This window comes from Collinsella aerofaciens (assembly GCF_001405375.1).
Taxonomy (GTDB): Bacteria; Actinomycetota; Coriobacteriia; order Coriobacteriales; family Coriobacteriaceae; genus Collinsella; species Collinsella aerofaciens_F.
The window spans coordinates 29222-46388 of sequence record NZ_CYYP01000001.1 but is presented as its reverse complement, the minus strand read 5'-3'; the positions used below and the strand labels follow the sequence as shown (position 1 = coordinate 46388).

Here is a 17167-nt window from a genome sequence, read left to right as displayed (position 1 = left end):
GGCTTACTTTTTGCGGGCAAGCTCACCGATGTTGGCAATGCCGGAGAAAACGGCCTCGAAGCGGTTGAGCAGCTTAAGGCGATTATCGCGGAGCTGCTCGTCCTTGTCCATGACCATAACCTCGTCGAAGAAACAGTCGATGGGCGCGCGCAGGGCGGCGAGGGCGGCAAATGCGGCCGGGTAGTCCTCGGCAGCAAGGGAGGCATCGACAGCGGTCTGAGCGGCCTCAGAGGCATCGGCAAGCGCGAGCTCGACCTCGCCCATCAGGCTGCGGTCGTACTCCACGCCCAGCTCGGGCTTGGAGATATGCGCGGCGCGAGCATAGGCGGTCGCAAGGTTGTCGAACGTCTCGGCGTCGTTCTTGCGGGCCTCGTCGAGGGCGGCGCAGCGGGCGAAGAAGACGGACGGAGCGATGATGTGCACCGCAGAGACGGCGGCAACGGTATCGGCCGGGATCTTTTCGTCGCGGGCCATGCTCACCAGGCGGCCATGGAAGAAGTCACGAACCTGCTGGGCGACCTCGGCGGCATCGAACTCAATGCCCTGCTCACTGTAGAGCTCGAGAGCGAAGTCGATGAGCGACGTGGGGTCGATCGGCAGGCGGTCGCGCAGGATGTTGATGATGCCGATAGCGGCACGACGCAGCGCGTAGGGGTCCGAAGAGCCGGTCGGGGGCTCGCCGATGGCAAAGATACCGGCGATGGTATCGAGCTTATCGGCGCAGGCCACGATGCAGCCAGCGGTGCCCTCGGGCAGCTCGTCACCGGCAAAGCGAGGACGATAGTGATCGCGAATAGCATGAGCGACCTCGTCGTTCTCCCCCATCGCGGTCGCATAATAACCGCCCATCACGCCCTGCTGGCTCGTGAACTCAACGACGGCGTTAGACACCAGGTCGGCCTTGCACAGGTGCGCGGCGCGAGCGGCATCGGCTGCCAGGTGAGCACCCAGGTGTGCCTCACGGGCAATAGCGAGCGCGAGCTGCTCGATGCGCTCGGACTTGGCGAGCACGCTACCGAGCTTCTCCTGGAAGGCCACCTTGGCTAGACGCTCACGGAACTCGTCGAGGGAGATCTTCAGGTCCTCCTCATAGAAGAACTTGGCATCGTCCAGACGGGCACGCACAACGCGCTCGTTGCCGTCGATCACGCGCTCGGCGTTCTCGGGCTTGCTGTTGGAAACGACCACGAACTCACGCGTGAGCTTGCCTTCGCCGTCATAGATCGGGAAGTAGCGCTGGTTGGTGAGCATGGACTCGCAGATGATCTCGTGCGGGACCTTGAGGAACTCCTCATCGAAGGTACCGACGAGCACCGTCGGCCACTCGCAGAGGTTGATGACCTCCTCAAAGACCTTCTTGGGCGTGTCGACATGGCAACCGGGGCGAGCGGCCTCGACCTCGGCGATACCGGCGAGGATGGCCTCGCGACGACGCTCGGCAGAAAGCACGCCGGCGTCCTCGAGCACCTGCTCGTAGACGGCGGGGCTGGCAACCACATGGTCTCCGGGGCCAAGCACGCGATGACCACGCGTGGTGTTGCCACTCGTCACGTCGGCAAACGACACGGGCACAACGTCCTCGCCCAGAAGGCAGCAGATCCAACGGACCGGACGAACAAAGGTCGCATGCTCGTGACCCCAGCGCTGAGAGCGGTAGTTGGGCCACTGCAGGCCAGCGATAGTCTTCTCGCACAGGGCCGTCAGGATCGGGGTGGCCGGGGCGGAAGGAATGTTCTTCTCGGCAAAGACATACTCGCGACCGTCGGTGTCCTCGCGGCGGACCAAATCCTCGGCAGCCACACCGCACTTGCGGGCAAAGCCCTGGGCGGCCTTAGTGGCGTTGCCGTCGGCATCGAAGGCAACGTTGGCCGCGGGGCCACGCTTGACCTCGTGAACCTCATCGGTCGCGGTGGCAACGTCGGCAACGAGTGCAGCCAGGCGACGCGGGCTCGAGATCACGCGGACCTCGCCGTGGGCCAGACCGGCCTCGTCGAGACCCTTGGCGATCATGGTGCCAAGCTGCTTGACGGCATTGTTCAGCGGTGCAGAGGGCATTTCCTCCGTACCGATCTCAAACAGGAAATCCTTAGCGTCTGCCATGGCTTACGCCACCTCGCCTTCCTGGTCGGCATTCTCGTTGACTCCGGCGACCTCGGCCATGTAGGCCTCGCAGCACGCCTTGGCGACGGCGCGGACGCGCAGGATGTAGTTGGCACGCTCGACCGCGGACAGCGCACCGCGGGCATCGAGCAGGTTGAAAGCGTGGCTGCACTTCATGACGCAGTCGTACGCCGGCAGCGGAAGCTTACGCTCCAGGCAGGAGTGGCACTCGGCCTCGTAGTCATCAAACTTCTGACGCATCATCTCGACGTTTGCGACCTCAAAGTTATAAGCACTGAACTCGCGCTCGTTCTCAAGGAACACGTCGCCATAGGTCATGGGCGTGCCGTCGGGCAGGTAGCTCCACACCAGGTCGTAGACGGAGTTGACGCCCTGCGCATACATGGCGATGCGCTCCAGGCCATAGGTGATCTCGACGGGCACGGGGTCGACCTCGATGCCGCCCACCTGCTGGAAGTACGTAAACTGCGTGACCTCCATGCCGTTGAGCCAGACCTCCCAGCCAAGGCCCCAGGCGCCAAGGGTCGGGCTCTCCCAGTCATCCTCGACAAAGCGGACGTCATGGTCGTTGGGGTCCAGACCGATAGCGGCAAGAGACCCCAGGTAAAGCTCCTGTGCGTTGACCGGAGAGGGCTTGATGAGCACCTGGAACTGATAGTAGTGCTGCATGCGGTTAGGGTTCTCGCCGTAGCGGCCGTCGGCGGGACGGCGGCAGGGCTGCGCATAGCAGGTGCGCCACTCGGCGGGACCGAGCGAGCGCAGCGTGGTCGCGGTATGGAAGGTACCGGCACCGACCTCGGAGTCATAGGGCTGCATAATGACGCAGCCCTGCTCGCCCCAGTACTGCTGGAGGCGCAGGATGATGTCTTGGAAGGAAAGCGATGAAGCGTTCATGCCTCTAATATCCCCTCGTCGAAACGATTACACGGTTAGGTACTGTACTATAGCGGTTTTTAGTCGATAGCGCCGATGCGGTTGAGCGGCCAGTAGCGCACAAGCGCCACAGCGATCAAATCAGAGCGATCGACGGGACCAAAGTAGCGTGAGTCGGCAGAGTTTTCGCGGTTGTCGCCCATCACCCACACGCACCCGTCGGGAACGGTGTAGGGATAGCTTACCTGAGCGCCGGGCGCTTGGACCGAAAGTGGCCAGCTCATGCCCGTCGTATAGTCCTCGTCGAGCGCCTGGCCGTCAACAACCACCTTGCCATCCTGCAGGTCGACCGTCTGGCCGGCCGTGGCAATAACACGCTTGACAAGAACATCATGCTCGGAGGTGCCATCGGGGTTGTGAAACACCACGATATCGCCCTGTTTGACGGGCTGACCGAGCTCGAGACTCACCTTTTGCGCCAGGATCTGGTCGCCAATCTCGATCGTGTCCTCCATGGAGCCGGTGGGCACCACAAAGGGCTCGACCACAAAGGTGCGGATCAGGAAGGTGGCCACAAGCGCGATCGCGATGACCGCGATCCACTCAAAAGCGCCCCTCAACGCGGAATGTTGCGTAGGAACCATTCTCACTCCTCGCTCTGCGAATACGAAGCGTCCAAAATCTCCTGCGCGTAAGCGCGCTCCTCGGGCGTGAGCCGCGCCGTCTCGATCAGATCGGGACGCCAGCGGCAGGTGCGCTCGATGGCGTTCTTGCGACGCCAGGCATCGACCTTGGCGTGATCGCCGCTCACGAGCACCGGCGGCACGCCCTCGCCGTTGAACTCGGCGGGACGGGTGTACTGCGCGTACTCGAGCAGGCCTCCGTCCTCGGCGGTCGAGAACGACTCGTCCACATTGCTCATCTCGTCGCCCAGGGCGCCGGGAATCAGGCGTACGACGGCATCGGCAACGACCATAGCGGGAAGCTCGCCGCCCGTAAGCACGTAGTCGCCGATCGACAGACGCTCATCGGCATACGCATACGCACGCTCGTCGACGCCCTCGTAGCGACTGCACACAAACAGCAGACGCTCGCTTTTGAGCAGGCGCTCGGCCACATGCTGCGTAAAGGGCTCGCCACAGGGGGTAAAAAACACCACCGTCGGCTTGGGACCCTCTGCGCTAATGGCCTCGATGGCCTCTGCGATAGGCTCGACCTTCATGAGCATGCCCTGCCCGCCGCCGTACGGCTCGTCATCGACGGTACGATGGCGGTCGTGCGTCCAGTCGCGCAGGTTATACGCCTTAAAATCAAAAAGGCCGGCCTTGCGGGCGCGGCCCAAAATCGACGTGGACATGACGGGCTCAAACATCTCGGGAAAGACCGAAAGGGTCTCGATCAGCATGTTGTCCTCCCTACTTGTCCATATCGATCAGGCCGTCCATAACGTGGACGGAAATTGTTCCTTTGTCGGGAAGATCGAGCACAACCTGCTCGATCACGGGAATCAGTACCTCGCCGTACCGATCGCCCTCGACAACCCAAACATCGTTCGCGGGCGTCGACATGATCTCGACGATCGTGCCGAGCGAACCGAAGCGATCGTCGACCACCTCGCGACCCATCAGGTCGGTATAGGCAGCGTCGAGCGAATCGAGCTCAAAGTCGTCACGATTTGCCAGCACGTAGCATCCCGTGATGCCCTCGGCGGCCGTCAAGTCGTCAATACCCTCAAACGAGACCAGATCGCCATCGCCCGTATCGGTGACGGACACGACCGTGCAAAAGCGGTCGCGCTTGAGCGCCGGCGGCGTCAGGGCGACGCGCATACCCGGCTCTAATACAGAAGGAAGCCCCCGCAGCGGCTGCGCGAGGACCTCCCCCTTCCTTCCGTGCGGCTTGACAACACGGGCGATGTTTTTGTACTGGGACCTCAAGGTCCTAGCCCAGAACCTCTACCTCGACAGCAGTGTCGAGGCGAGCGGCCAGTGCACGGGCGAGCGTGCGAATGGCCTTGATGGTACGGCCACGACGGCCGATGACCTTAGCGACGTCATCCTCGGCGACCGAAACCTCAATCGTAGAGGCGTCGTCACCATCGATGACCTCAAGGCTCACGGAATCCGGGTCGTCGACGATCTGAACAACGAGATATTCGACGAGATCGGCGATGCGATCTGAGAGCATTGCCTCACCCTCGAGCTGTGCAGCGTCAACCTCAGGCACGATTTACTCCTCGGCGCCCTCAGCGGCCTCAGCGGCAGCCTTAGCGGCCTCGGCCTCTTTGGCGAGCTGCTTCTTGGACTTCTTGACGACGGTCTCGGTCTTCTCGCCCTCGTTGGCGGCCTTGACCAGAGCGGCGACGGCGTCGGTGAGCTGAGCGCCCTTGGACTGCCAGTCGGCGATCTTCTCGAGGTCGAGGTTGATGGTCTTGGGGGCGGTCATCGGGTTGTAGCGGCCAACCTCCTCGATGATACGACCGTCACGCGGGGCGCGGGAATCGGCGACGACGACACGGTAGTACGGACGCTTCTTAGCGCCGTGACGAGCAAGGCGAATCTTGACTGCCAAAGGAAACTCCTCCAACCAAGCAGCTTTAGGCTGCAACTACAAACAAACAGTTGAACATAATACGCCATCGACGCGGGCAGATGAAGTCCGTGAGACCAACTTCTTCGGTGTAGTCGAGGGCAAATCCATATCTTAGACAAGAATTCGGGATTTGCAAGCACATACACGCACCCCACATGAGCTGCGCGGTATACTCATGACATGGAAAGACGCGAACATACATACGGTTATGAGGATGCCATGGGCGTCACGCCGCCTCCCTGGACGGGTCCGGCGGTGGGCCTCATGGACCTCGATGCGTTTTTTGCGAGTGTGGAGATGCTCGATCATCCCGAATGGCGCGGAAAGCCGCTCATCGTGGGCGGAGACGCCGATTCGCGTGGCGTCGTGTCCACGTGTTCGTATGAGGCGCGTCGCTTTGGCGTGCACTCTGCCATGGCCTCGGCCGAGGCACGGCGCCTGTGCCCGCAGGCCATTTGGACGCATGGGCATTTTGATCGCTACCGCGAGGTGAGCGCGCAGGTCATGGCGATTCTCGCCGACGAGACCCCGCGCGTTGAGCGCGTATCCATCGACGAAGCCTTCATCGATATCACACCGGGTCGCTTTGCGCCCGAAGACCCGCTGCTGGTTGCGCGGCGTATAAGCGATCGCGTGGCAGAGCTGGGAGTGACGTGCTCCATTGGCGTGGGCTGCAACAAGACGGTCGCAAAGATCGCAAGCGAGCGGGATAAGCCGTTTGGGCTGACCATCGTGCGCCCCGGAACCGAGCAGCGCTTTTTGGCCGCGCTGCCGGTATCTGCCATGAGCGGCATCGGGCGCTCGGCCGAGGAGCGACTGCGCCGCATGCGCATCTACACCCTCGGCGAGCTATCGCGTGCACCGGAATCCACCTTGGCCTCTATTTTTGGCGTCAACGGCGAACGCATGCGCCAGCGTGCGCTGGGACTCGAAATCTCTGAAGTCACGAGCCTCGATGAAGAGCGCGAGGTCAAGTCGGTCAGCAATGAACGCACCTTTGCGAAAGATTTGACTGAGCGTGGGGATATTGAGGCGGCGATTGCGCTGTTGGGCGAGTCAGTGGGACGCCGCCTGCGCCGTCAGGGACTAACAGGCGCCACGGTGACGCTCAAGCTCAAGTATTCGTATGGCAGCGGACGCACGGCGCAGCGGCGGCTTCCGCACCCTACCGATGACGAGAATATCTTTGTGGCCGTGGCACTCGAACTGCTCGACAACATCTGGCAGGAAGGCATGCATGTTCGCTTAGCGGGCATCGGCATGAGCGACTTCGACCACCAAGGCGGCATCCAGACCGACCTGTTCTGCGAGATCGATGACCGCGGAGCCCAATCCAGCGACCGCCGCGTCCTCTCCGTCGCCATCGACGCCGTCCGAGACAAGTTCGGCGACACCGCCCTATCCTACGGCCGCCAATCCCGCTTCAAAAACTAATCTTTTTTGGACGGGGCTTTTTGCTGCCTTCCGTCCGACACGGCATGGGTAGTCAATTTGGGACGGGGCTATTTTAGCTACCCCTATATATCGGTTGAGATTCATTCGGCCTAATTCATTCACCGTCAGCCAAAGGGTAGCTAAAATAGCCCCGTCCCAAATTGACTACCCCGGATGCCCGGTTTGGTGGCCGTAGCAAAATTACCCCGCCTGAAATGAGCTACTTTTCAATTTTGACTTTTTGAATCGTGCAGTGGCCGATGCCCGTGAGGCGCACGATCTGCTTGATCGAAAAGCCCTCGCTTTTGAGCTTGCGGATACAGTCATCACGCACGCCCTTTGGCAGAGCTTTGAGATGGTGAGGCTCGTAAGGTTTGAGCAACGCCTGCGCAAACTCAAGCGCGTCAGCATCACTCACGTGAGCGCCATAACGGAAGCAATAGCCATTGGGCTCGCCCGAGGTGCTAAATGCAAAAAACCTCTGGGAATTCCCGAGCAACTCGAGCACGCAATCAGTCTTACAAATACCCGGATAGCCCATATACTCGCTAAAGCTGCTCCAGCGATAGAGCGAAGCAGTGTCAATTCTGGCTTTCGCAGGGTTATCGTGAATGTAACGAACGCAGTTGAGCAGCTGATCATCATCAAGAATCGGCACGCTCTTAAATCGATCCTGGAAGAGTGGACCCTTTCTGCCTGTCTTAGAATTGAAATACATGGCATACGCCGTCGTAATCGAATGCATGCAATCACTCAGATGAGCATGCTCATCGTCAAGCAGAAGATGAATATGGTTATCCATAAGGCACCACGCGATGACATCAACTTTGAACTTCTGGCATTTCGAAGCAATCAGCCGAATCAAATAGAGTCGATCATCCTCATCCTCAAATATCAGCTGACCACCACACCCCTTTTGAACGACATGGTAAAAGCCATATTCAGAGATTTCTCGCGCAGTCCGAGTCATACGCATTCCCTCCTCTACAGATAAGAATTACGTTACCCGAGCCAGAGCAGAAAAAAAACGTACTGGGTGCGACAAATCGCGTTGTTCGGCGAACGGTAGGTGGTAGCTAAAAAAGCCCCGTCCCAAATTAGCTACTTTTGGGCAAAAGAAAGACGGGCAGCTGCAAATGGTGCAACTGCCCGGCAAACGGATAAGGGTAGCTAAAAAAGCCCTGGCCCAAGCAAAGCTCTAGAGGAGGTTGAGGGGGAGCTGGGGGGCGTCACCCCAGAGCTTTTCGAGACGGTAGAAGTCGCGCGCCTCGGGAGTGAAGACGTGGACGACAACCGAACCATAGTCCATGAGCATCCAGGTCTTCTGTTCGCGACCCTCGATGGAGAACGGGTGCTCGCCGCAAGCCTCGGCGACCTTCTCCTCGATCTCGTCGACGATAGAATCGACCTGGCGGTTGTTGGTACCGGTGGCAAGCACAAAGTAGTCGCATACGTCGGAAAGCTCGGTCAGGTCGAGCACCTGAACGTCCTCGCCCTTCTTGTCGTAGGCGGCCTGCGCGGCGGCGCGGGCGACATCCTCGGCGGCGACACCGCTCGCGGACAGCGAGGCGGCAGTGCGGTCGGACGTGGCAACGAAACTCTTGTGCTCCACACCTTCAAGAATCTGCTCGCCGGTCATGGTCTCGTCGGCCATGGAATACCTCTTTCTAGACAGCCCGAGTTAGCGCAGCTGGGCGTAATGGTTGTAAATCGTAATAGCCGTGGGATAAAGATAGCGCCCGGACTGGATCACATAGACCAGACCCTGCGCAAAACAGGAGAAGAACAACTCATCGAGCGTCGACTCCCCCACCATCTCGCGCAGGGCATGCGCATAGTCGCCGTGGCGGTTGGGCTCGATGGCATCGGCCACAAAGACCACCATATCGAGCGGCGTCATGTCACAGGCACCCACGGTATGACGGTCGACAGCCTGGAAAACGGCCGGCGACAGTTCGGGAAAAAGCTGCGGAAGTTCATAGGCGGCAACAGGGCCATGCAAAAGCGGCGTCGCGGCGGAAGGAGAGCCGGCAATCTTAATGCCGTAATGCAGAGCGCGCGTAACCAGCTCGTCGTCGGAGAGCACTTTGTCCCAGTCGTGGATCAGACCGGCAGCAGCGGCATCAAAGCAGTCAACGCCGTAGACCTCAGCCAGATGAAGTGCGGTCTCGGCAACACCCAGCGAATGCACATAGCGCTTGCGCTTATCCTTCATGCGAACATCGAGCAGCTCTTGAATGCGCTTGAGCAGCGCGCGCTCATCGCCCTCAAACTGATCCTCTACCGACAACGTAGACCCCCATCACTCAAAATCTTCTTGGCCCAAATCGGCATATAGCCTGCGTTTGCGAATGTAGCCGAGCACGGACTCGCTCGTAAGATAGCGCACGCTCATACCGCGGGCAACACGCTTGCGAATGTTCGTCGAGCTGATCGCCAGCGCCGGAATCTGAATATAGCGCACGTCGAACGGCAGCCCCGACTCTTTGATTCGGGCACGCGCCGTATCGATATCAAAGCCCGGTCGCGTCGCCGCAATAAAGGTAGCAAGCTCAGCGATTCGTTCGGCATCATGCCAAGTCACAATATCGATAATCGCGTCGGCGCCCGTAATAAAGTAGAGCTTTACCTGCGGCGGGTAAAAGTCGCGAAGGGCATGAAGCGTATCGGCCGTATAGGTTACACCCGGACGGTCGATCTCGAACCGGCTCGCCAAAAAGGCCGGGTTCGCGGCGGTGGCGAGGACCGTCATGGCATAACGGTCCTCGGCAGGCGTCACCGGCTTGTCAAGCTTAAAGGCAGGAGAGCCCGCCGGCATAAAGAGCACAGCGTCCAAGTCGAGCGACTCGCGCGCCTGCTCGGCGGTCACCAGGTGCCCGTAATGGATGGGATCAAAGGTGCCACCCATAATGCCGAGCCTAAACTCCTGCCCGTCCTCTAGAGGAAGCTCGGGCAGACCGATTCCACCGCGCAGCGACATGGCTTACTCGCCCTCCGAGGTCTCGGCATCGCCCGCGGCATCCGCCGCATCGACAACCTCGACTCCCTCATCCGCAGCATCGGCCACGTCAATGGCTTCAACGGCAACGTCCTCGCCAGCATCCTCGAGCTCCTCGTACTCCGAGAAGTCCTCGGCGCCCTCAAAGTCAAAGGCGCGCTGGCAAATGCGGACCTCGTCGCCCGCACGGCAACCGGCCTTCTCGAGCGCGTCGTCAACACCCATACGCGCAAACTTATGCTGCAGGTAAATGACGGCTTCCTCGTTTTCCCAGTCGGTCTGGATGACCATACGCTCAATGGCACGACCGACCACGCGGAAGGCACCGGGCTCTTCCTGAACAATGCGGAAACGCTTCTCACGCTGCAGGCGACGGCGCTCCCACTCATCGTCGCGCAGAACGACCGGCTCATCCGAGACAGCCAGCTCGGCGCGAAGCTTAGCCACCTGCTCGCCCACGGCAAGCATCAGCGTGTTGAGGCCGGCGCCCGTAACAGCAGACACGGCAAAGAACATATGGCCATCGTCGAGCGCCGCACGCTTAAGGTCGGCAATCTTGTCAGCCGTGCCCGGCGCATCGCACTTGTTAGCGACGACGATCTGCGGACGTTCCGAAAGCTCGGCGCCATACTGCTCGAGCTCACGGTTGATGATGCGATAGTCCTCGACCGGATCGCGATCCTCAAAACCACCCGTCATGTCGACGACGTGCATGATGAGTGCCGTGCGCTCGATGTGGCGCAGGAACTGGTGACCCAAGCCCTTGCCCTCGCTCGCGCCCTCGATGAGACCGGGGACGTCGGCAACGACGTAAGAATATTCGCCAGCACGCACCATGCCGAGGTTCGGCACGAGCGTGGTAAACGGGTAGTCGGCAATCTTAGGACGGGCGGCACTCATGCGCGCGATGAGCGATGACTTACCCACCGAGGGGAAGCCCACGAGCGCGGCATCGGCCATAAGCTTCATCTCGAGCTCAATCCAGTGCTCCTCGGCCGGCTCGCCCAGCTGGGCGAACGCGGGCGCGCGGCGCACCGACGTCACAAAGTGCGTATTGCCGAGACCACCGGCGCCACCAGGGGCCACGACAACGCGCTCGCCATCGTGCACCAGATCGGCAATCTCGAACATCGGGGTCTGCGTCTCGGGGTCGAGCTCGCGCACCACGGTGCCCATAGGGACCTTGAGAATCAGGTCCTCGCCGCTCTTACCGTTACGACGGGCGCCCTGCCCGTGCGTGCCGCGCTCAGCGCGGAAGTGATGCTTAAAGCGGTAATCGATCAGCGAAGACAGCTGAGCATCGGCCTGGATGACGACATTGCCGCCACGACCGCCGTCGCCGCCATCGGGGCCGCCCTTGGGGACAAATGCCTCGCGCCTAAACGACATACATCCGGCTCCGCCGTCGCCGCCGCACACGTTAATGCGGCTGATATCGGTGAACTGTGACAACAGAATCGCCTCCTACAAAAAAGAGGGAGACCCTTGAATCCTAAAACTCAAGTGCCTCCCACATATGTGCTCTATGAAGGGTGAATTACGCGTTCGCGAGCGGGCGTACGCTGACCCTGTGCTTGATACCCTTGTGGAACTCAACGGTACCGTCGACCAGCGCGAACAGCGTGTCGTCCTTACCACGGCCAACGTTCTCACCCGGGTGGATGTGCGTGCCGTGCTGACGGACGAGAATCGTGCCCGTGGTTACCGTCTGGCCGGCATAGCGCTTCGTGCCAAGGCGCTGACCGCGGGAGTCACGGCCATTACGGGAGGAACCGAGTCCTTTTTTGTGTGCCATTGTGTATACCTACTCTTTCGTTACGAGTGTAATCTACTCGGCGACGGGAGCCTCGGCAACAGCCTCAGCCTCTGCCTTGACAGCCTTCTTGGCGCGGGAGGTAGCCTGAACCTTCACGATCTTCAGCTTGGTGAGCTGCTGACGGTGACCCTTCAGACGACGATAGCGCTTGCGCTTGTGGAACTTGAAGACCAGCTGCTTCTCGCCCTTGAACTGCTCAACGATCTGAGCGGTAACCTTGGCCTTGGCCAGCTTGTCGGGATCGGTGACGATCTTCTTTCCATCGTTGAGGAAGATAACCGGCAGGGTGACCTTGTCGCCCTCATTGCCCTCGATCTTCTCGACGGTGATGACATCGTCGGTGGCGACCTTGTACTGCTTGCCGCCCGTGTTAACGATTGCGTACATGTTTACTTGCCCTTCATGCATCAGTTAGTGCAACAGCCGAATATAGTAGCAGGCGAAAATACCCCCGTCAACGAGTATGTGGAGCAAATCCACAAGTTCGCACAGGTATGGGGCTGACGAGTCGGCCCTCGTCGTCCTCGCATGCTTGATTCTGACGCTCGACATCGTAGGAGCAGATGGTCACGAGGTCTTGCATACCGGTGGAAACAATAGGTGCATCCACGCCCGGGGTCAAGCCCTGCAACAAAACATCAGCAGCAGAAAGCAAAATTTCCGGACGCATGGAGCCCTCGTTGTCGGCATGGGTGTCGAGCATGAGCACCAAATGGTCCGGGCGCTCCCCCGCCGTGAGCTCATAGCCCACGAGCGTGTGATCCAAATCCAAGCGCTTGCTCTTTTTGCCGCGCGCGTAGTCGATGCCGTGGCCCGCGCGCAGCGTGTCGATCGCACGACGCACCTCGTCGGCGCTTACGGGCGCCTCGGGATCCAAGTGCAGGTCGATGCGATACGACAGGCGCGTGAGCTGCGCCGTCAACGCCGGCGTGCGCACGTCGATGTACGCCGCCTCGATGGGCGCCAGATCGGCCGGAGACGCCGCAGCCAGGCGCCCAAACGCCTCGTCGAGCGCCACGAACTCGGTCATAAACAGGTCATACCACTCGCAGGTCGACGACGTACCCACCGGCAGCGCCGAAGAGAAGCCCACGCGCATGTGCGGAGAGAAGCCCTGCGTGACGGCATAGGGAAGTCCCGCACGGCGCACGATGCGCTCAATGGTATGGATTACTTCGAGATGGCCCAGGTACTTAAGGCGATCGCGCTTGCCATAGCGAACACGAAGCCTAAAGAGCGAGGGGTTGTCGGTCAGGCGCTCACTCATGCGCGATCACCCATCAATACATTCTTGGCGTGGAGCGTGGGGCAGATCCCGCAGCCGGTGCACGACGTGCGGGTACAGTCGGGAGTCGTGACGCCCTCGAGCGAGCGACGGTACTCGCGCTCGAGGAAGCCGCGCGTGCAGCCGGGGCTCACGTGCTCCCACGGCAGGCGCCAGTCCAACTCGTAGGGCAGGTGCACGAGCTCATTGAGGTCAATGCCGTTTTTGGCAGCAGCCTCCTTCCAGTTCTCGAGCGAGAAATGCTCTACCCAGGCGTCAAAGCGAGAGCCCGAGCGCCAAGCATCGATGATGACGGGCGTCATGTCACGACCGGCGCGGGAAAGCGCGGCCTCGATGAGCGAGGTCTCGGCATCGTGGTAATGCACGCGGACGGCACGGTTGCGAACGCTCGTGATAAGCAGCTTCTGGCGACGCTTGACGTCGTCGTAGTCGAGCTGCGGGCACCACTGGAACGGCGTGGCAGCCTTGGGGATAAAGACCGAAACCGAGATCGACACCGAAATCGAGCCGCGACGAGCCTTGGGCACCACGGAACGACCGAGCTCCAGCACGTGATCGGCCAGATTGGCGATGGCCACGATGTCCTCATCGCGCTCGCCGGGAAGGCCCATCATAAAGTAGAGCTTCATGCGGTTCCAACCGGCCTCGAAGGCCGCCTTGGCCGCACGGCCCAGGTCCTCCTCGGTCACGTTCTTGTTAATGATGTCGCGCATGCGCTGGCTGCCGGCCTCGGGCGCGAACGTCAGTCCGCCCTTCTTTTCGCCGGCGACCGACTCGGCCATATCCACGCCAAACGAATCCAGGCGCTGCGACGGAATAGACACGCGAATACCCGTATCCTCCAGGCGACGGTTGAGCCTGCCGAGAACGTCGCGAATGCAGGAGTGGTCGGTCGTGGAGAGCGAGGTCAGCGACACCTCGTCATAGCCGGTCTTTTCCAGACCCTGAATCACCGACGAGACGATCTGGTCGGCCGAGCGCTCGCGCACCGGGCGATACGTCATGCCGGCCTGGCAAAAACGACAGCCGCGGGCGCAGCCGCGCAGGATCTCGATAGACAGGCGGTCGTGAACCAGCTGCGCATAGGGCACACACGACTGCGACAACGGATTCGTGGCGCCGAAATCCTCGACGACGCGCTTGAAGACCACCGTCGGCGCATCCTTGCCTTCACGCGGCACAGTGTAGCCATGCGGCGAGCAGGGCTCGTCGTGACAAACCTCATAGAGCGACGGCACGTAGTTGCCGGCAATGGATGCAAGCTGCTCGACAATCTGCGCGCGCGGGACCCCTTCGTCACGCAGGCGGCGATGCAGCTGGCAGGTCTCGAGCAGCGATTCCTCGCCCTCACCGATGAGGATGGCATCGAAGAAGGCCGCGTACGGCTCGGGGTTGTACACCGAGGGGCCGCCGGCGATGATAATGGGGTCGTCCTCGGTGCGGTCGGCCGCTAACAGCGGAATGCCAGCGAGGTCGAGCGCCTCGAGGAAGTTCGTCACCGCCATCTCGTGCGGCACATGCAGACCGACGATATCAAACGAAGCGACCGGCGCTGCACCCTCGAGCGATAGCAGCGGAATACCCGCCTCGCGCATGGCGTCGCCCATATCGGGCCACGGCACATAGCCGCGCTCGCAGGAGATGCCCTCGGCCTGGTTAAGGATGTTGTAGAGGATGGCGATGCCCTGGTTGGGCAGACCGACCTCGTACACATCCGGATAGATCAGGCAGCAACGGTAGTCGGCATCGGCCTTGGAAAGCGTGCCCCACTCGTGATCGATATAGCGGCTCGGCTTCTCGACCTTGGCGAGCAACGGCTCAATTAAATGAAAACAGTCTTGGTATGCAACGCGCAACGGAAAACCCCTAAGCAGCGAGATCGGATGCGTCTTGGTAGGACGCCATAGGACGGGTAGCGCCCGCGACCGTGGTCACCAGATCGCGAACGCGGGAGAACGTGGCAGTGACCACCTCGTTGGCACGGCTGTAGTCGACATCGCGCTCGTAGAGCGAAACAAGCGCACGGCCCATGCCGTAGGTGCCCGCGGCAGCAGTGAGCGCCTTGACGGCAAACCCAATATGCGGCGTCTGTTTGACGAGCGCGCGGGTGACCGCGCGGATCACAAGACCGCCGGCAAGCACGCCCGCGACCTCGTAGCCGCGCTCAGGCTTAATGCCGCGTCCAAAGACGGCAGCGAGCTCAAAGAGCATGCCCACCTGCGCCAGCGCCATAACGGGATAATCGGCGCCCGGCAAAAACACCAGTGCACCGGTCGCCATATTGGTGAGCGCGCACGAGGTGATGATACGATTGGCCGCCGCGATGCGCATGAAGGCAAAGTTCGCCGCAAAAGCCGTTTCCCTGTCGGTGCGGTCGAGAATCCAGCGGGCAAGCGTCTCGAGCAGATACGTCTTATCGGTTGCCGCTACCACGCCGAGCATGGGCGTAGACTCCTCGATAAACGGCACCTCCACAGCAGACTCGGCAAGCACGCACACGGGTGCGCCGGCGATCACGAGCTCCTGCACGGCACTCTCCAAGCGATCGGAACCACACGAGAGCACCAGTACCACATCGGTATCGGTCTTTGGAGCAATTCGCTCCTCCCCCAGACGCTCGACGCGCACAATGCCCGAGGTCGTCTGCGGCACAAAGGCGTCACGCACCGTCTCGGCCAGAAAGCGCGAGGCGGACGAATCCAGATAGACCGAAACGCGCACCGGCGTATCGGAATCCTTCTTAACGGACGCGCCCATCTTAAAAGCGCGGGTCAGCTTATCTACGGGAATTTTCATAGCAAACCCCTCCAGCGGTTACGCGGCGCCCGAACGATGCCGCCATATGGATTGTACGATACCCACCGTCAGCAGCTGAATCATCATCGAAGACGAGCCAAAGCTAATAAACGGTAGCGGAATACCGGTAATCGGCATGATGCCGATGCACATGCCGATGTTTTCGAAGGTCTGGAACGCCCACATGCCAACGATGCCCACACACGAAAGACGTAAAAACAGCGACTCACACTTAAAGGCGACGCGAATCGTCGAAAAGATCAGCAGCACGTAGAGGCACAGGAGCAAAAAGGAACCACAAAAGCCAAAGGTCTCGGACAGAAAGGCGAAGACGAAGTCGGTGTGGAACTCAGGCAGAAAGCCGCCGGCTGACTGCGTCGCATGGCCCAAACCCTTACCAAAGAAGCCGCCCGAGCCAACGGCGATAAGCGACTGCTGCAGGTTGTAGGCATCGTCCGAATCGGCATTATCGGGGTCGATAAAGACCGTCAGACGGTTCATCTGATACTGCTTGATGAGCACATCGTGGCCGAGCAGCGAATCAAAGACCGAATCGAGCGCCAGGACGAGGGCCACCAGGCCCACGAGCAGGGCCAGGGTCGACAGCACCCATTCGCGGCGTGCACCGCTCATGCAAATGACGATGGCGCCCGAAACCAGCACGACCAGGCCCGAGCCCAGGTCGCCCATGGCGACGACGGCCAAAAACGGAATGGACAGCATGCCGCAGAGCTTGACGTAGTCGCGAACGGTATCGATGCGACCGTTATACTGCGAGCCAAGCGTAGCAATAAAGAAGATGGTGATGAGCTTGGCAAGCTCAACCGGCTGGAATGTCAAGCCGATACCGGGAATCTTGATCCAGCCCGTCATGCCCAGACCGCCCGTATAGGACAGACCCGGAATCTTGGGCGAGAAGATCACGATCAGGTCGATGACGAGCAACGCCGTCGAGAAATTGGAAATACCGCGCAGGTCGGTACGCCAGACCAGCACCGCCAGCACCGCCCCGATGCCAATTCCCAGAAGATGGCGTGAAAACGATGCATCGGCCTTAAACTGCGAAGCCGACCAGATAATGATGGCACCGTAGGCGACGAGCGCCACAGTAGCCACGAGCACACCGATATGCACCTTTTGGCGAAACGTGCCGCGCGAGGCCGAAAGTTGCTTGTTGACGCGGTCCAGGCTGCTGCGAGAGCCGGTCTTGGTTGAACGGAACAGATCCGCCGGAGAAAAATCCATCGCAACC

Annotated in this window: 19 protein-coding genes; 1 reads left to right on the top strand and 18 read right to left on the bottom strand. The window is 60.7% G+C overall.

All coding sequences use genetic code 11. The features are described from left to right. Window positions 1–3: 3 nt before the first annotated feature. Genes glyS through rpsP form a run of 7 tightly spaced genes read right to left on the bottom strand, consistent with a single transcriptional unit; the run spans window position 4 to window position 5565 of the window. Complete coding sequence (gene glyS / locus ARB25_RS00240; RefSeq protein WP_055285128.1) at window positions 4–2100, bottom strand: glycine--tRNA ligase subunit beta; 2097 nt, start codon at window positions 2098–2100, stop codon at window positions 4–6. A gap of 3 nt (window positions 2101–2103) precedes the next feature. Continuing rightward, window positions 2104–3015, bottom strand: a complete 912-nt coding sequence (locus tag ARB25_RS00235; protein WP_006236091.1) for a glycine--tRNA ligase subunit alpha — start codon at window positions 3013–3015, stop codon at window positions 2104–2106. A gap of 59 nt (window positions 3016–3074) precedes the next feature. Further along, window positions 3075–3638 (bottom strand): signal peptidase I, encoded by a 564-nt coding sequence (lepB, locus tag ARB25_RS00230; protein ID WP_055285127.1) that lies wholly within the window; start codon window positions 3636–3638, stop codon window positions 3075–3077. A gap of 2 nt (window positions 3639–3640) precedes the next feature. Further along, entirely contained in the window at window positions 3641–4399 is a 759-nt protein-coding gene (trmD, locus tag ARB25_RS00225; RefSeq protein ID WP_055285126.1) for a tRNA (guanosine(37)-N1)-methyltransferase TrmD, read from the bottom strand. A 10-nt stretch (window positions 4400–4409) separates the two neighbouring features. Further along, window positions 4410–4931: a ribosome maturation factor RimM gene (rimM, locus tag ARB25_RS00220; protein WP_055285125.1), complete on the bottom strand. Its 522-nt coding sequence runs from the start codon at window positions 4929–4931 to the stop codon at window positions 4410–4412. A gap of 4 nt (window positions 4932–4935) precedes the next feature. After that, window positions 4936–5181, bottom strand: coding sequence for a KH domain-containing protein (locus tag ARB25_RS00215; protein WP_171021534.1), 246 nt, complete (start codon window positions 5179–5181; stop codon window positions 4936–4938). A gap of 42 nt (window positions 5182–5223) precedes the next feature. Next, window positions 5224–5565 carry a 30S ribosomal protein S16 gene (rpsP, locus tag ARB25_RS00210; protein WP_022094749.1) on the bottom strand — a complete coding sequence of 114 codons (342 nt, stop codon included), beginning with the start codon at window positions 5563–5565 and terminating at the stop codon, window positions 5224–5226. 201 nt (window positions 5566–5766) lie between these two features. Between rpsP and dinB the strand changes: the two genes are divergently transcribed. Further along, window positions 5767–7020 carry a DNA polymerase IV gene (gene dinB, locus ARB25_RS00205; protein ID WP_082421790.1) on the top strand — a complete coding sequence of 418 codons (1254 nt, stop codon included), beginning with the start codon at window positions 5767–5769 and terminating at the stop codon, window positions 7018–7020. Between the two features lie 220 nt (window positions 7021–7240). Here the strand turns inward: dinB and ARB25_RS00200 are convergent, their stop codons facing one another. From ARB25_RS00200 to ARB25_RS00145, 11 genes are all read right to left on the bottom strand, one after another. After that, entirely contained in the window at window positions 7241–7990 is a 750-nt protein-coding gene (locus ARB25_RS00200; RefSeq protein ID WP_070100710.1) for a transposase, read from the bottom strand. 228 nt (window positions 7991–8218) lie between these two features. Continuing rightward, the gene (rsfS, locus tag ARB25_RS00190; protein WP_421755285.1) at window positions 8219–8659 is read right to left on the bottom strand and encodes a ribosome silencing factor; all 441 of its coding nucleotides are present in this window, start codon (window positions 8657–8659) and stop codon (window positions 8219–8221) included. A 42-nt stretch (window positions 8660–8701) separates the two neighbouring features. Beyond that, window positions 8702–9235: a bis(5'-nucleosyl)-tetraphosphatase (symmetrical) YqeK gene (gene yqeK / locus ARB25_RS00185; RefSeq protein ID WP_172676299.1), complete on the bottom strand. Its 534-nt coding sequence runs from the start codon at window positions 9233–9235 to the stop codon at window positions 8702–8704. Between the two features lie 87 nt (window positions 9236–9322). Next, a complete protein-coding gene (gene nadD / locus ARB25_RS00180; RefSeq protein WP_055285119.1) occupies window positions 9323–10000 on the bottom strand; it encodes a nicotinate-nucleotide adenylyltransferase in 678 nt (225 codons plus the stop codon). Window positions 10001–10003: 3 nt separating this feature from the next. Next, on the bottom strand, window positions 10004–11470 hold the full coding sequence (obgE, locus tag ARB25_RS00175; protein WP_172676293.1) for a GTPase ObgE: 1467 nt from the start codon (window positions 11468–11470) through the stop codon (window positions 10004–10006). Window positions 11471–11555: 85 nt separating this feature from the next. Continuing rightward, window positions 11556–11813 carry a 50S ribosomal protein L27 gene (gene rpmA / locus ARB25_RS00170; protein WP_006236075.1) on the bottom strand — a complete coding sequence of 86 codons (258 nt, stop codon included), beginning with the start codon at window positions 11811–11813 and terminating at the stop codon, window positions 11556–11558. A 33-nt stretch (window positions 11814–11846) separates the two neighbouring features. Next, the gene (rplU, locus tag ARB25_RS00165) at window positions 11847–12221 is read right to left on the bottom strand and encodes a 50S ribosomal protein L21 (RefSeq protein WP_035138585.1); all 375 of its coding nucleotides are present in this window, start codon (window positions 12219–12221) and stop codon (window positions 11847–11849) included. A gap of 67 nt (window positions 12222–12288) precedes the next feature. Then, window positions 12289–13101 carry a TIGR03936 family radical SAM-associated protein gene (locus tag ARB25_RS00160; protein ID WP_055285117.1) on the bottom strand — a complete coding sequence of 271 codons (813 nt, stop codon included), beginning with the start codon at window positions 13099–13101 and terminating at the stop codon, window positions 12289–12291. Then, complete coding sequence (locus tag ARB25_RS00155; RefSeq protein ID WP_055285116.1) at window positions 13098–14975, bottom strand: TIGR03960 family B12-binding radical SAM protein; 1878 nt, start codon at window positions 14973–14975, stop codon at window positions 13098–13100. The genes ARB25_RS00160 and ARB25_RS00155 overlap by 4 nt, the downstream gene beginning before the upstream one ends. Window positions 14976–14985: 10 nt before the next feature. Further along, a complete protein-coding gene (locus ARB25_RS00150; RefSeq protein WP_055285115.1) occupies window positions 14986–15915 on the bottom strand; it encodes a YcjF family protein in 930 nt (309 codons plus the stop codon). A gap of 18 nt (window positions 15916–15933) precedes the next feature. Beyond that, a complete protein-coding gene (locus ARB25_RS00145; RefSeq protein ID WP_055285114.1) occupies window positions 15934–17160 on the bottom strand; it encodes an FtsW/RodA/SpoVE family cell cycle protein in 1227 nt (408 codons plus the stop codon). Between the last annotated feature and the right edge of the window lie 7 nt (window positions 17161–17167).